Annotated in this window: 14 protein-coding genes; 10 read left to right on the top strand and 4 right to left on the bottom strand. The window is 62.3% G+C overall.

Features of this window, described 5'->3' with window-relative positions; translation table 11 throughout:
• Window positions 1-49 precede the first annotated feature (49 nt).
• From G9X64_RS08705 to G9X64_RS08660, 10 genes are all read left to right on the top strand, one after another.
• Window positions 50-1,072 carry a LacI family DNA-binding transcriptional regulator gene (locus tag G9X64_RS08705; protein WP_171376397.1) on the top strand — a complete coding sequence of 341 codons (1,023 nt, stop codon included), beginning with the start codon at window positions 50-52 and terminating at the stop codon, window positions 1,070-1,072.
• 38 nt (window positions 1,073-1,110) lie between these two features.
• Complete coding sequence (locus tag G9X64_RS08700; protein ID WP_168316145.1) at window positions 1,111-2,064, top strand: ABC transporter substrate-binding protein; 954 nt, start codon at window positions 1,111-1,113, stop codon at window positions 2,062-2,064.
• Window positions 2,061-2,882 carry an ATP-binding cassette domain-containing protein gene (locus G9X64_RS08695; RefSeq protein ID WP_171376396.1) on the top strand — a complete coding sequence of 274 codons (822 nt, stop codon included), beginning with the start codon at window positions 2,061-2,063 and terminating at the stop codon, window positions 2,880-2,882. Before G9X64_RS08700 ends, G9X64_RS08695 begins: the two co-directional genes overlap by 4 nt.
• A complete protein-coding gene (locus tag G9X64_RS08690; RefSeq protein WP_171376395.1) occupies window positions 2,879-3,883 on the top strand; it encodes an ABC transporter permease in 1,005 nt (334 codons plus the stop codon). Before G9X64_RS08695 ends, G9X64_RS08690 begins: the two co-directional genes overlap by 4 nt.
• Before the next feature lie 4 nt (window positions 3,884-3,887).
• Window positions 3,888-4,967, top strand: coding sequence for a phosphotriesterase family protein (locus G9X64_RS08685; RefSeq protein ID WP_171376394.1), 1,080 nt, complete (start codon window positions 3,888-3,890; stop codon window positions 4,965-4,967).
• 36 nt (window positions 4,968-5,003) lie between these two features.
• Window positions 5,004-5,777 (top strand): glutamine amidotransferase, encoded by a 774-nt coding sequence (locus G9X64_RS08680; protein WP_171376393.1) that lies wholly within the window; start codon window positions 5,004-5,006, stop codon window positions 5,775-5,777.
• A 35-nt stretch (window positions 5,778-5,812) separates the two neighbouring features.
• A complete protein-coding gene (locus G9X64_RS08675; RefSeq protein WP_171376392.1) occupies window positions 5,813-6,655 on the top strand; it encodes a BtpA/SgcQ family protein in 843 nt (280 codons plus the stop codon).
• Between the two features lie 2 nt (window positions 6,656-6,657).
• Window positions 6,658-7,305 (top strand): TenA family protein, encoded by a 648-nt coding sequence (locus G9X64_RS08670; protein ID WP_168307753.1) that lies wholly within the window; start codon window positions 6,658-6,660, stop codon window positions 7,303-7,305.
• 23 nt (window positions 7,306-7,328) lie between these two features.
• The gene (locus G9X64_RS08665) at window positions 7,329-8,222 is read left to right on the top strand and encodes a ribokinase (protein WP_171376391.1); all 894 of its coding nucleotides are present in this window, start codon (window positions 7,329-7,331) and stop codon (window positions 8,220-8,222) included.
• A 104-nt stretch (window positions 8,223-8,326) separates the two neighbouring features.
• Window positions 8,327-9,160: an inositol monophosphatase family protein gene (locus tag G9X64_RS08660; protein WP_168307751.1), complete on the top strand. Its 834-nt coding sequence runs from the start codon at window positions 8,327-8,329 to the stop codon at window positions 9,158-9,160.
• A 19-nt stretch (window positions 9,161-9,179) separates the two neighbouring features.
• Here the strand turns inward: G9X64_RS08660 and G9X64_RS08655 are convergent, their stop codons facing one another.
• From G9X64_RS08655 to G9X64_RS08640, 4 genes are all read right to left on the bottom strand, one after another.
• Entirely contained in the window at window positions 9,180-10,259 is a 1,080-nt protein-coding gene (locus tag G9X64_RS08655) for an ABC transporter ATP-binding protein (protein WP_171376390.1), read from the bottom strand.
• A gap of 93 nt (window positions 10,260-10,352) precedes the next feature.
• On the bottom strand, window positions 10,353-11,180 hold the full coding sequence (locus G9X64_RS08650) for an ABC transporter permease (protein ID WP_025398571.1): 828 nt from the start codon (window positions 11,178-11,180) through the stop codon (window positions 10,353-10,355).
• Window positions 11,177-12,067: an ABC transporter permease gene (locus G9X64_RS08645; protein ID WP_168307749.1), complete on the bottom strand. Its 891-nt coding sequence runs from the start codon at window positions 12,065-12,067 to the stop codon at window positions 11,177-11,179. The genes G9X64_RS08650 and G9X64_RS08645 overlap by 4 nt, the downstream gene beginning before the upstream one ends.
• Window positions 12,067-13,212: an extracellular solute-binding protein gene (locus G9X64_RS08640; protein ID WP_171376389.1), complete on the bottom strand. Its 1,146-nt coding sequence runs from the start codon at window positions 13,210-13,212 to the stop codon at window positions 12,067-12,069. The genes G9X64_RS08645 and G9X64_RS08640 overlap by 1 nt, the downstream gene beginning before the upstream one ends.
• Window positions 13,213-13,359 lie beyond the last annotated feature (147 nt).

Here is a 13,359-nt window from a genome sequence, read left to right as displayed (position 1 = left end):
ATTGTCTTGTAAAGCGTTTTACTAAACCGCTTTACAATGGGTTCAGTCAATGGCCAAGGGAACGACACCGAGCCTGAAGGATGTTGCCGCCGCCGCCGGGGTGTCGGTCACGACAGTGTCGCGTTTCGTCAACGGAAGTCTCGATCTTCCCTTTCAGACCAAGAAGCGTATCGAGGATGCGATCAAGACGCTGAACTACCGGCCGAACCCGCATGCGCGCCGGTTGAGCAGGGGGCGCTCGGACACGATCGGCCTCGTCGTGCCCGATATCGCCAATCGCTTCTTCGCGACTCTCGTCGCCGCCGTCGAGCAGGCGGCAGATGAAAAGAAGCTCGCCGTCTCATTGCACGCCACCCTCAACCGGCCGGGGCGCGAAATCGAATATCTGCAGCTGATCGAGCGCAATCACGTCGACGGCCTGATTTTCGTCACCAACCATCCCGACGACGGCGCACTTGCCGCGCTGATCAACGGCAGCGGCAAGGTCATCATCGTCGACGAGGACATTCCCGATTCGAAGGCGCCGAAGCTGTTCTGCGACAATGAGCAGGGCGGTTATCTCGCCGGCCAGCATCTGGCCGAGCAGGGCCATCGCCATGTCCTCTTCATCGGCGGCGACGAGCGCATGATCAGTGCCCGCAGGCGTTATGACGGCCTGCTGAAGGCGCTGAGGGAACAGCATGGCGACGAGGCCCGGGCCGATCGTTATGCCGGCGAATATACGATCGAATACGGCCGTGCGGCGGCACTCGACTATCTCTCCGGCGATCGAAAAGCGACGGCGATCTTTGCCAGCTCCGACGAGATCGCCATCGGGCTGGTCGAGGTCTTCAGAAGCCGCGGCATCTCGATCCCAGGCGACATCTCGGTCATCGGCTTCGACGATGTCGGTCCGCTTCATCTCTTTGCGCCGCCGCTGACGGCCATCCGCCAGCCGGTGCGTGAGATTGGAAGGCGGTCGCTGGAGCTGCTTCTGGAAACCAATTGGCACGAGTGGAAACCATCCGCCTCGGAAGAACTCCTGCCTGTCGAAATTGTGGTGCGGAACTCCGTTGCGCCGCCTGCGAAATAATAATCAGCAACGTCAAAAAACCAAAAGAGGATGAGAACATGACACTGCATTTGACAAGACGAACGATGATCGCAGCCGCCGGCTTTACGGCACTGACCTTCATCGGCCTGTCCAGCGCTACGGCGCAGGAAAAGAAGACCATCGCACTGGTGCAGATCAACCAGCAGGCGCTTTTCTTCAATCAGATGAATGAGGGCGCGCAGAAGGCAGCCGATGCCGCCGGCGTCAAGCTGGTGATCTTCAACGCCAACAACGAGACAACCGCGCAAAACAGCGCGATCGAAACCTACGTCCAGGAAAAGGTCTCCGGCCTTGCCGTCGTGGCGATCGACGTCAACGGCATCATGCCGGCGGTCAAGCAGGCGGCCGATGCCGGCATTCCGGTCGTCGCCATCGATGCCATTCTGCCGGACGGTCCGCAGAAGGCACAGATCGGCGTGGACAATGCCGCGGCCGGCGCCGACATGGGCAAATACTTCCTCGACTACGTCAAGGCGAACATGGGCGGCAAGGCCAAGCTCGGCGTTGTCGGCGCGCTGAACTCGTTCATCCAGAACATCCGCCAGGAGGGCTTCGAAAAGACCCTGAAAGGTGTCGACGGCATTGAAATGGCCGGCGTCGTCGACGGCCAGAACATCCAGGACAACGCCCTTGCGGCGGCTGAAAACCTGATCACCGCCAATCCTGATCTGACGGCGATCTACGCCACTGGCGAGCCGGCCCTGATGGGGGCGATCGCCGCCGTCCAAAGCCAGGGCAAGCAGGATAAGATCAAAGTGTTCGGCTGGGATCTGACTGCCGAAGCCATTGCCGGCATCGATGCCGGCTTCGTCGTCGCCGTGGTCCAGCAGGATCCGGCCGCAATGGGCGGTGCCGCCGTCGACGCGCTCGTCAAGGCCTCGGCCGGCGAAGCCGTTACCAAGACGATCTCGGTGCCGATCACCATCGTGACCAAGGAGAATGTCGAGCCATACCGAGCTGTCTTCAAATGATCGAAAGCGGACAGCGTGACATCGCTGCCGCCGGTTCCGGAGGGGTCGCACCCTCCGGAACCGGCACATCCGGCAGCACCCGATCCGACCCGCGCATCTCGCTGCGCGGCATCCGCAAGTCGTTCGGCTCGCACCAAGCGCTACGCGGCGTCGATCTCGACATCTTCCCCGGCGAATGCCTGGGCCTCGTCGGCGACAACGCCGCCGGCAAATCGACGCTGACGAAGATCATCTCTGGAACCTACATTCCCGATGCCGGCACGATCACCATCGAAGGTGAGGAGGTCTGCTTCTCCGGCCCTGCGGATGCGCGTGGCAGAAACATCGAAATGGTCTTCCAGGATCTCAGCCTCTGCGATCATATCGATGTCGTCGGCAATCTCTTCCTCGGCCGCGAGCTCAGCCGCGGGCCGTTTCTCGACACCAGGACGATGCTGTCGGAAGCCCGCAAGATGCTGGATTCGCTTGAGATCCGCATTCCGAGACTGACCAGCAAGGTCGCCCAGCTCTCCGGCGGGCAGCGTCAGGCGATCGCCATTGCACGCGCCGCCTCGTTCAAGCCCAAAGTGCTGATTATGGACGAGCCGACCTCAGCACTTGCTGTCGCCGAGGTCGAAGCGGTTCTGGCCCTGATCAACCGCGTCAAGGCAAATGGGGTCTCGGTGATCCTCATCACCCACCGGCTGCAGGATCTCTTCCGGGTCTGCGACCGTATCGCGGTGATGTACGAGGGCACGAAGGTGGCCGAACGGCAGATCGGCAGCACAAACCTCGAAGACCTCGTCAGGCTGATCGTCGGTGAAGGAGCCAGACAATGACGGCTTATACGGAACGCGGCCGCGGCTCACGCGTCGCCGATTTCTTCGGCGAACACGCACAGGTCCTGTCGATCGCCATTTTCTTCCTGGCCTGCATGATCTTCTTCTCGATCGGCAGCGAAACCTTCTTCACGCTCGGCAACATCCTGAACATCGTGCGGCAGGCGGCGCCCATCCTGATCGTTGCCATCGCCATGACCTTCGTCATCATCACCGGCGGCATCGATCTTTCGGTCGGCTCGCAGGTCGCCCTCGTCAATGCGGTCGCAGCGATCATCATGGCGACGGGTGTTCCCTGGCCGTCGGTGGTCATCGGCATGATCGTGCTCGGCGGATTCATGGGACTGGTTCAGGGTTGGTTCACCGCCTATCAGGGCATCCCGGCCTTCATCGTGACACTTGCCGGCCTGTCGATCCTGCGCGGCCTGGCGCTCTATCTGACCCAGGGTTATTCCATTCCGATCAAGGATGCGCCGGGCTTCTTCGCGCTCGGCCGGGGCGAAATCCTCAGCTTCCCGATCCCGGCGGTCATTGCCGTCGTCATAGCCATTCTCGGTTACGTCGTCATCACCGCGACCAAATATGGCCGGCAGGTCGTGGCGGTCGGCTCCAATGCGGAGGCGGCGCGGCGTGTCGGCATGCCCGCCAAATGGATCATCGCCTCGGTCTATATCATCTCCGGCGTCGCCTGCGCCGTCGCCGGCCTGCTGATTGCCGCTCGTCTCGGCTCCGGCTCGTCCAATGCCGCCGTCGGCTTCGAACTGCAGGTGATCGCCGCCGTCGTGCTCGGCGGAACGTCGCTGATGGGCGGACGCGGCACCATTCTCGGCACCGTGCTCGGCACGCTGACCATCGCCGTCATCGGCAACGGCCTGATCCTGATGCACATATCGCCGTTCTTCACCCAGATCGTCACCGGCGCCATCATCCTCGTCGCCATCTGGCTGAACACGCGCATCTTCACGGCCAATTTCCATTTCCGGCTGGGCAGGAAAGGATGAAGCGATGATCGAACAGACAGCAGAAAGCCTGTCCGAAGCGCATGTCCGATCCGACAAGGTGATGACCGTCACCGGCCCCGTTTCGGCGGATGCACTCGGCGTGACGCTGATGCACGAGCATATCCTCAACGACTGCCGCTGCTGGTGGCATGCTCCGAAGACGCCGGAACGGCAATATCTCGCCGAAAGCTTCGTCTGCATGGAGATCCTCGGCGAACTCAGGCAGGATCCCTTCGTCAACAAGCACAATATCACGCTCGACGACGAACAGCTGGCGATCTCCGAGCTCAAGGATTTCGCAGCAGAAGGCGGCCGCACCGTGGTGGAGCCGACCTGCAAGGGCATCGGCCGTGATCCCCTGGCGCTCCAGCGCATCTCGAAAGCATCCGGTCTCAACATCGTAATGGGGGCGGGTTATTACCTCGGCTCCTCGCATCCGGAAGGCGTCGCGGCAATGAGCGTCGATGACATCGCACGGGAAATTGTCCGCGAGGCGAGGGAAGGCGTCGACGGCACCGGCGTCAGGATCGGCCTGATCGGCGAGATCGGCGTCTCCTCGGATTTCACCGCCGAGGAAGAAAAATCGCTGCGCGGCGCTGCGCGGGCGCAAGTGCTGACCGGGCTTCCCCTGATGGTGCATCTGCCGGGTTGGTTCCGCCTCGGCCACCGCGTGCTCGACGTGGTGGCAGAAGAAGGGGCGGATCTCCGCCACACCGTGCTTTGCCACATGAACCCGTCGCATGACGACATTGCCTATCAGAGCGAGTTGGCAGAGCGTGGGGCCTTCATTGAATACGACATGATCGGCATGGATTTCTTCTATGCCGACCAGCAGGTGCAGTGCCCGAGCGACGAGGAAGCGGCGCGCGCGATCGTTCGTCTCGTCGAGGCCGGTTATCTCGACCGGATTCTTCTGTCTCATGACGTCTTTCTGAAGATGATGCTGACGCATTACGGCGGCAACGGCTACGCCTATATCCTTCGCCACTTCCTTCCCCGTCTTCAGCGGCACGGGCTCGACAGGACGGTTCTCGACGAGATGATGCGCAGCAATCCGCGCCGCGTCTTTCATGCCGGAGCGTAGCTCCATCCATTCAATCGATCACAGGTACGGCAGACCATGACAAAAAAAATCCTCCTTGTCGGCGAGAGCTGGGTCAGCTCGGCCACGCATTACAAAGGCTTCGACCAGTTCGGCAGCGTTACCTTCCATCTCGGCGCCGAACCGCTGGTGAAGGCGCTCGCCGGCAGCGCCTTCGGGCTCACCTATATGCCGGCGCATGAGGCAGTGGAGAAATTCCCCTTCGATATGGCCGGGCTCGACGCCTATGACGCCATCATTCTCTCCGATATCGGCGCCAACTCGCTGCTGCTGCCGCCGGATGTGTGGCTGCATTCGCGCACGGTGCCGAACCGTCTGAAGCTTCTGAAGGCGTGGGTTGAGAAGGGCGGCGGCCTGCTGATGGTCGGCGGCTATTTCTCCTTCCAGGGCATCGACGGCAAGGCGCGCTGGCGGCGCACCCCGGTCGAAGACACGCTGCCCGTCACCTGCCTGCCTTACGACGACCGCGTCGAGATCCCCGAGGGCACGATTGCCGAGGTGGTGAAGCCGGAGCATCCGACGATGCGGGGTCTCGACGGCGCCTGGCCGGTGCTTCTCGGCGTCAACGAGGTCGAAGTGCGCGACCGTGCCGATGTCGAGATCGTCGCCCGGCTGCCTGAGGATCAGGGCGGCCATCCGCTGCTCGTCGTCGGCACGCATGGCACTGGCCGGACGGCGGCCTGGACGTCGGATATCGGCCCGCACTGGCTCTCGCCCGCTTTTTGCGAATGGGAAGGTTACGGCCGGCTCTGGAAGAACATCCTCGGCTGGCTCACCGAAAAGCAGGCGTGAAGTCAGCGCGCCGCAGGAATTGGAAAGGGAAGGACATGCAGGAAATTTCGGACAGGCCGTCCAACGCCATCAGGGATATCTTCGGCACGGACAAGGTTCTGATCGGCATGATCCATTGCCCGGCCTTTCCGGGCGCGCCGCGCTACCGGGGGGCTGCGATGGATGCGATCTACGACGCGTGCATGCGCGACGCCGAAGCCTGCGTGGAAGGCGGCCTGCATGGGCTGATCATCGAAAATCACGGCGATGTGCCGTTCTCGAAGCCCGAGGATATCGGCCCCGAGACGACAGGCTTCATGTCGGTCGTCACCGACCGGATCGCACGCGCCGCCGGCATTCCGCTTGGCGTCAACGTGCTGGCCAATGCGCCGATCCCCGCCTTCGCCATTGCCATGGCCGGTGGCGCCAAATTCATCCGCGTCAATCAATGGGCCAATGCCTATGTCGCCAATGAAGGTTTCATGGAGGGCAGGGCCGCCGAAGCCATGCGCTATCGCTCGCTGCTGAGAGCCGAACACATCAAGGTCTTTGCCGACAGCCACGTCAAGCATGGCAGCCACGCCATCGTCGCCGACCGCTCGATCCAAGAGCTGACACGAGATCTCGCCTTCTTCGATGCCGACGGCGTCATCGCCACCGGCCAGCGAACCGGCAATTCCGCCACGATGGAGGAAATCGAGGAAATTGGCGGGGCGACGCACCTGCCGCTGCTCGTCGGCTCCGGCGTCAACAAGGACAATATCGTCGATATTCTGAGCCGCACCAATGGCGTCATCGTCGCGTCTTCGCTGAAACATGGCGGCGTCTGGTGGAACCCGGTCGACATAGAGCGCGTGCGCGCCTTCCGGGCGGCGGCCGAACCGGGACTGGAGGGCTGAGCATGGCAGCAGAAAGCCTTTCAGACCGTATCCTGCGCGAGAACGACGCCGTCCTCGGCGCGATGCTGAGCCACCGCTTCGTCGAGGACGTCAAGAACGACAGGCTGAGCAAGGAGGCTTTCGAGCGTTATCTCGTCTATGAAGGCGCCTTCGTCGACAGCGCCATCTCGATCTTTGCCTATGCAGCAGCGACCGCCGGGACGATGCCGCAGAAGCGCTGGCTGATCGCGGTTCTCGACGCGCTTGCCAACGAGCAGATCGCCTACTTCGAGCGCACTTTCGCCAGCCGCGGGATCGACCCCTCATCCTTCGATACCCGCATTCCCGAAGTCGAGGCCTTTCGCGTGGGCATGCTTGACATCGCCCGCCGGGGTGGCTTCCTCGATACGGTCGCGGCGATGTTTGCGGCTGAGTGGATGTACTGGACTTGGTGTAGGCAAGCAGCTAACCGCCCGATCAGCGATCCGCTGCTGAAGGAATGGGTCGACATGCATGTCGATCCGAATTTCGCCGCCCAGGCGCAATGGCTGAAGAATGAACTCGACATGGCAGGAGAAACGCTGGAAGACGATGAAACAGTGCGGCTCAGCGCGATCTTCGGCCGGGCGATGCAGCTCGAGATCGATTTTCACGATGCGCCTTACCTTTAGCCTTACCTTGCGAAAGCGGACGCATGCGCGCCTACATAATCGGTAACGTCGCCATCGACGAAACCATCGCCGTCTCCGAACTTCCCGTCATCGGCGCCTCCATCCTGGGCAATGCCGGGGGCAGTGATCTCGGCGGCAAGGGCACGAACCAGGCGGTCGTCATGGCCCGCTGCGGCGTTCCGACAACGCTGGCTGCGCCTGTCGGCAGGGATGCGAGGGCCGATACGATACGCCATTACCTCGCGGACGAGCCGCTTCGGAGCGAACTGATCGAAATGGAAAATGCATCGAGCGACGTCTCGATCATCTTCCGGCTGCCGGGCGGTGAAAATGCCATCGTCACGACGACGGAATCGGCGCAGAGCCTATCCCTGTCTCATGTCAGACGGATCCTGTCGACGGCCGGTCGCGGCGATTTCATAATGCTGCAGGGCAATCTGTCCGACCAGACGACCCGCGATATCCTGGAGCATGCAAGAGAGATCGGCATGATCACCGCGTTCAATCCCTCGCCGGTGCGCTCCTTTTTCTCCGATCTTTGGGGTCTGATCGACATCGCCTTCCTCAACAAGGGTGAGGCGCAGGCCCTGACGGGAGCCACGGGCAGGGATGCAGCCGAATATCTGCTGAGCCGGGGGCTGCGCGAAATCGTCCTGACGCTGGGCGGCGACGGCGCGACGCTCGTGAACCGGCACGATAGGATCGAAGTGCCCGCCCAGATCTGCGATGTTGTGGATACAACGGGCGCAGGCGATACGTTCATGGCCGCAGCACTTGCATCCTGCGCGCTGCGCGGACAGCGGCTGGACAGGTTAGCCATCGAACACGCAGTTGCAGCCGCGGCCGTCACCGTCTCAAGACATGGAACAAGAAAGGCGTTTCCGACCATTTCCGAGCTTGAAGCGATCCTGAGATAATCCGCTCGGTATGAGCGCGCTTCATAAAATCATCATCGGCCTCTGCGAAGGGATGGGCTCCTCGCGATTCACTCCGTCATATCAGCAGCATCCGGACTTTTCTCATGACATCTTCCCCGATTTCCGCGCGTCTTTCCCCGACCGCCTCGTCCCGTCTCGTCGTGCTTGCCGAAACGGTATTGAAGGCGGGCGAAACTGCCCGTGGCTCGCTGCGGCGACGAACGTCGGCAGAAATGCTCGCCAAGGCGCCGCGCGACTATCAGACCGAAATCGATGTCGCCGTGGAGCGGATCATCGTCGACGAGATGGCGAAGGCCTTCCCGGACTATGCCATCCAGGGCGAGGAAGCCGTCGGCAACCGCACGGCGAGTCCGGACACGCCGATCATCTACATCGACCCGATCGACGGCACGACCAATTACGCCTGGGGCATTCCGCATTTCGGCATGACGATCTCGATCGTCGAAAGCGGCAGGCTCGTCATGGGCGTCGTCTATGACGCCATGCAGGACGAGCTGTTCAGCGCCGAGATCGGTGGCGGCGCTTATCTCAACGGCGAACGCATCCGCTGCGCCGATGTCGGCGATATCGAGAGTGCACTCGTCGGCGCCGGGCTGCCGATCCCCGGCCAGGTCACGGCGGTTGCGGAAGAGACCTATTTCGAGGCCATCAAACGGCTGATGGCGAACACGGCAGGTGTGCGCCGCCTCGGCTCGGCGGCACTGTCGATTGCCTATGTCGCCTGCGGCCGGCTGGACGGATTCTTCGAAGACGGGCTCGCGATCCATGATTTCGGCGCCTCGGCGCTGATGGTCGAAGAGGCGGGCGGCATCGTCACCCGTTTTTCCGGCGCTAAGGTGGTCGGAAAGAGCGATATCCTGGCCGCCAGCAAGGCGCTGCATCCCTGGCTGCTGGAAGGTTTCCAGAGCAAGGCGTGAACGGGCGCATTCCTCCAGTTTAAACCCGCAGGAGCTCTTCGATCTCCACATTGCCCTTTGCCGGCATCGACTGATGGACGAGCTCATTGTCGCGGAAGACGAAAAAGCCGACGAGACTCGGCTCAACCCTCGTCCCGGCGCGGATCCGATCGTCCGGCGCGACCATCGCCTTCAGGCGGGTGCCGTCGGCAAGATCGACATCGACCATCTTGTGGGTGCCGAAATCGACGATGCGATGAACTGTCGCGGCATCGACCCGGCCCGAGGGACGGATCGTCAGCGCTTCCGGGCGGGCGGCCAGCGTCACCAGCCCCTCCTCAACGGGAACGGCAAGCGGAAAGAGCGGATGCTCACAGACACCGTTTCTAACGCGGCTCTGTACAAAATTCATCGAGCCGATGAAGCCGGCGACGAAGGCCGTCTGCGGCTGCCGGTAGATGGTGCTCGGCGGCGCGATCTGTTCGGTGCGTCCGTCGCGCATGACGACGATGCGGTCGGCGAGCGCCAAGGCTTCGTCCTGGCCATGGGTGACAAAGAGCGTAGTGATGCCGAGGCGTTGCTGGATATCGCGCACCTCCTCCCGCAGTCTCTCGCGCAGATGCTGGTCAAGGCTGGCGAAGGGCTCGTCGAGCAGAAGGATCTTCGGCTCGAGCACCAGCGAGCGGGCAAGCGCGACGCGCTGCTGCTGACCGCCGGAGAGCTGAGTCGTCATCCGCCGCCCGTAATCGGCAAGGCCGACCAGGGTCAAAGCATCCTCTACACGCTGGCGAATCTCCGCTTTTGGCAGCCGGCGAAGCTTCAGGCCGAAGGCGATGTTGTTGAAGACATCCATGTGCGTCCAGAGCGCATGGCTCTGGAACACCATGCCGGTCGGGCGTCGCTCGGGCGGCAGCGTGGTCACATCCTTCGCGTCGATGCGGATGGTTCCGCCGCTCGGGCGCTCGAAGCCGCCGATCATCCTGAGAAGCGTCGACTTGCCGGAGCCGGATGGGCCGAGCAGGCAGACGAGCTCGCCGTCTCCCACTTCGAGCGAGAAGTCGCGAACGGCAAAAGTGGTCCCGAACAGCTTCGAAACGCCCTCGATCGAAAGATGCGCCATTCTCAAACCCTTCCCTGAACTAGAGCGTGATGCCGAAAAGTGTGAGCGGTTTTCGGACGACATCATGCTCACCATCTCTGATGTAGCAAAGCTTCACGCTCCGAAACCTCTCGCAAAGGCGCCGGTGCCGATCACCCGGCGGGCAAACATCAACGCGATGAAGGACGGCACCCAAAGCATGACGGAGAGCACGGCGCCGTATTGCACGACGATCTGATTGTTGATGAAGCTGATCATCAGCACCGGCATGGTGCGGACCTGAGGCGCGCCGATCAACCAGGCGCCTTCGGTCTCGTAGAAGGTGCCCACGAAGGTCAAGAGCAGTGCGGCGGCGATCGTGGGTCCGGCCTGCGGCAGGGTGATCGACCAGAAGACGCGCAGCGGCGTGGCACCCGCATCGCGCGCCGCCTCTTCCATGCGCCGGTCGACATTCTGGAAGGCTGCGACCGGAATCCAGATCATCAGCATCAGCGTGCCGACCAGCTGGATCAGCACGACGCCCCAGAAAGTGCTGATCAGGCCGAGCTGCAGGAAGATGCCGGCAATGGCGACGAGCAGGCCGAATTTCGGAAAGGCATGCGATGCGAGGAACGACAGGAACAGGATGTTCCTGCCGGGAAAGCGCATGCGCGCGAAGGCGTAAGCCGCGGGAAGGCAGATCACGGCGGAAAGGATGGTCACCGTCGTCGTCAGCCGCAGGCTGAGGAAGAGCGCGTCCCAGACATCCGGACGCGCCAGCGTCTGGCCCCAGAAACGCAGCCCGAATTGCTGCGGGATCACCGATGGATAACGCCAGACCTCGGTGAAGGCCCATGTTCCGACGACGATCAGCGGCAGCGCGATAAACAGCGTCAGCAGGCACGCGAAGAGCATGCCGATCCAGTCGAAGCGAAGATCCGTGCCCGATCTGCCGGCACTCATGGCTGGGCCTCGCGGTTGCGGGCGATCGACCTGATGTAGAAGATACCGAAGACCAGGCAGAAGCCGAAGGTGATGACGGCCTGGGTCATGGCGTTCAGCGGGTCGTTCATGTCGGCGAAGGTGCGCTGCATGAAAGGCCCCATCATTTCCGGCGATGCGGAGCCGAGCACATAGGGCAGGGTGAAGGCGGAGAAGATGCCGAGCACGGCGAAGGACGCGGTCACCAGCAGGGAATTGCCCATGCGCGGCAGGATGATCGAGATGAACACCCGAAGCGGCCTTGCGCCGACATCGCGGGCGGCTTCGATAGCGCTGTTCGAGACGGAGGAAAGCCCGGCGGTCAGCATCAGCACCGTTAGCGGAAGGTTGTCCCAGACGAGGCCGATGACCGGCCCCCACGGCGTCAGATAGGGCGTGCGCAGCTTGGGCAGGCCGACTGAATTCAGCAACAGGTCGACGGTGCCGTTCGGCCCGATCGTCCTGATCAGCGCATAGGCGAGAATGATCGACGGCACGAACATCGGGAAGATCGCAAGAGCCTGCACATAGGCGGCAAGTCGCCCTTGCGAGAACCGGAGGTATAGCGCGATCGGAAGGCCGATCGCCAGAAGCAGAATGCCGCAGACGGCGGTGGTCCAGAGCGTCAGCCACAGATTGCCGAGGCTGTAGCCATCGGTGAAGAAGAAGCGATAGGAGGCAAGCGAGAATTCCGTCGCGCCGTCAGGACCTCGAACGAAGATCGTGCCGACGACCGCCGAAAAGATCGGAAAGACGATCAGCCATGCGAGCAGGAGGACCGGCAGGGCAACGAGGAGGAGCCCGATAGAGCTCCCCCTGTTGATGGATCGGGGACGGCGCAGAACCGCCGGCGCAGTATCCGTGGACATCAGGTGCGGCTGATGCCCGGAGCGACGTTGCGGTACCAGCCGTCGGCGATCGCCTTTTCCCAATCGCCGCCCGGGAAGGTCGGGATGGTCGCCGGAATGACGTCGGCATATTTCTTGCGGAGATCGTCGGAGATGTGATCCCACGAGATGGCGGGGAAGCCGCCGATCTCGGTGATGATCGCTTCCTGCATTTCCTTCGTCAGCATGAATGCGGCAAGCTTGAGCGCCGCATCCTTGTTGGCGCCGTTCGAGAACACGGCGATGCTGGAGAAACCACCGCAAAGGGCGAGATCGGTAAGCTGCACAAGGCCGGTCGTATCAGGCAGCACGCCCTGGGAGATCGCCTGCAGCACCTGGTCCGACCAGACCGGCACCATGGTGACGACGCCCTGGGCGAGCAGTTGGATCGACTGGGTGTTGCCGGCCGTATAGGCGCCCTTGTCGTAGAGCGCAGGCGCGAGGTCGTTGAGGATCTTCCAGGCCGGCGTCAGCGTCTCCGTCGCGAAGTCGGCGCTGAAATTGTCGACCTTGAACTTCTTCGGATCGCGGCCATTGGCCTCATGGATAGCGCGGCGGACGAAGTTGCCGCCCGAACCGCCCTTGTCGGGACGGTTGTAGATGAACTGGCCCGGATTGGCCTTGATCCAGGCGGTGAGCTGATCCCAGCTCTTCGGCGCATCCTTCGGATCGAGCTTGGTCGTGTCGTAGGCGAGAAGGACCTGCGAACCGCGATAGGGAAGGGAGTAGGGAGTATCGAAGGCAAGCGGGTTGATATGGTCGTAGCCCTCGATGTTCTCGGCGGAGAACTTCACCCAGAGCCCGGCATCGATGCCGCCGGATGGCAGACGCGGATCGAACTGCTCGAAGAGGTCGGCTTGCGGATCGGTCTTCGTCTTCAGCGCGGCGAGCGCACGGTCGGCGATGGCGCGCAAGCCATTATTGTCGCCGGCATCGGTCACCTTCAGGCCAACGCCGGGATGCGCCTTTTCGAAGGCCGGGCGGATGACGTTGTTCCAGAGGTCGACGATGTTGGCATCCGAACCGCTGTAGAGATCGATCGTGCCGGCCGCAGCCGATGCGAAACGCGGAAGAGCCAGTAGACCGGCTGCCGCCGACGATGTGATCAGAAATTCGCGTCTATTCATAACCCGTCTCCATCAGGTGTCGAGGCTACGCCTCCGCAGGATTGTCTGAGGCCTTGCTAGCGCCGGCGCGTAACATCGACATGACAGATCGGGCGTATCTGAGGGAAATTGCACAGCTGTGCTCTTTGCACCGTGTGGAAATCGGCG

Source organism: Rhizobium sophorae, from assembly GCF_013087515.1.
GTDB classification, from domain to species: domain Bacteria; phylum Pseudomonadota; class Alphaproteobacteria; order Rhizobiales; family Rhizobiaceae; genus Rhizobium; species Rhizobium sophorae.
This window is presented reverse-complemented; position numbering and strand designations above follow the sequence as displayed.

Excerpts from the sequence above, each read along its gene's own strand:
- G9X64_RS08705 (WP_171376397.1), top strand. The coding sequence starts at position 50 with ATGGCCAAGGGAACGACACCGAGCCTGAAGGATGTTGCCGCCGCCGCC.
- G9X64_RS08700 (WP_168316145.1), top strand. The coding sequence starts at position 1,111 with ATGACACTGCATTTGACAAGACGAACGATGATCGCAGCCGCCGGCTTT.
- G9X64_RS08695 (WP_171376396.1), top strand. The coding sequence starts at position 2,061 with ATGATCGAAAGCGGACAGCGTGACATCGCTGCCGCCGGTTCCGGAGGG.
- G9X64_RS08690 (WP_171376395.1), top strand. The coding sequence starts at position 2,879 with ATGACGGCTTATACGGAACGCGGCCGCGGCTCACGCGTCGCCGATTTC.
- G9X64_RS08685 (WP_171376394.1), top strand. The coding sequence starts at position 3,888 with ATGATCGAACAGACAGCAGAAAGCCTGTCCGAAGCGCATGTCCGATCC.
- G9X64_RS08680 (WP_171376393.1), top strand. The coding sequence starts at position 5,004 with ATGACAAAAAAAATCCTCCTTGTCGGCGAGAGCTGGGTCAGCTCGGCC.
- G9X64_RS08675 (WP_171376392.1), top strand. The coding sequence starts at position 5,813 with ATGCAGGAAATTTCGGACAGGCCGTCCAACGCCATCAGGGATATCTTC.
- G9X64_RS08670 (WP_168307753.1), top strand. The coding sequence starts at position 6,658 with ATGGCAGCAGAAAGCCTTTCAGACCGTATCCTGCGCGAGAACGACGCC.
- G9X64_RS08665 (WP_171376391.1), top strand. The coding sequence starts at position 7,329 with ATGCGCGCCTACATAATCGGTAACGTCGCCATCGACGAAACCATCGCC.
- G9X64_RS08660 (WP_168307751.1), top strand. The coding sequence starts at position 8,327 with ATGACATCTTCCCCGATTTCCGCGCGTCTTTCCCCGACCGCCTCGTCC.
- G9X64_RS08655 (WP_171376390.1), bottom strand. The coding sequence starts at position 10,259 with ATGGCGCATCTTTCGATCGAGGGCGTTTCGAAGCTGTTCGGGACCACT.
- G9X64_RS08650 (WP_025398571.1), bottom strand. The coding sequence starts at position 11,180 with ATGAGTGCCGGCAGATCGGGCACGGATCTTCGCTTCGACTGGATCGGC.
- G9X64_RS08645 (WP_168307749.1), bottom strand. The coding sequence starts at position 12,067 with ATGTCCACGGATACTGCGCCGGCGGTTCTGCGCCGTCCCCGATCCATC.
- G9X64_RS08640 (WP_171376389.1), bottom strand. The coding sequence starts at position 13,212 with ATGAATAGACGCGAATTTCTGATCACATCGTCGGCGGCAGCCGGTCTA.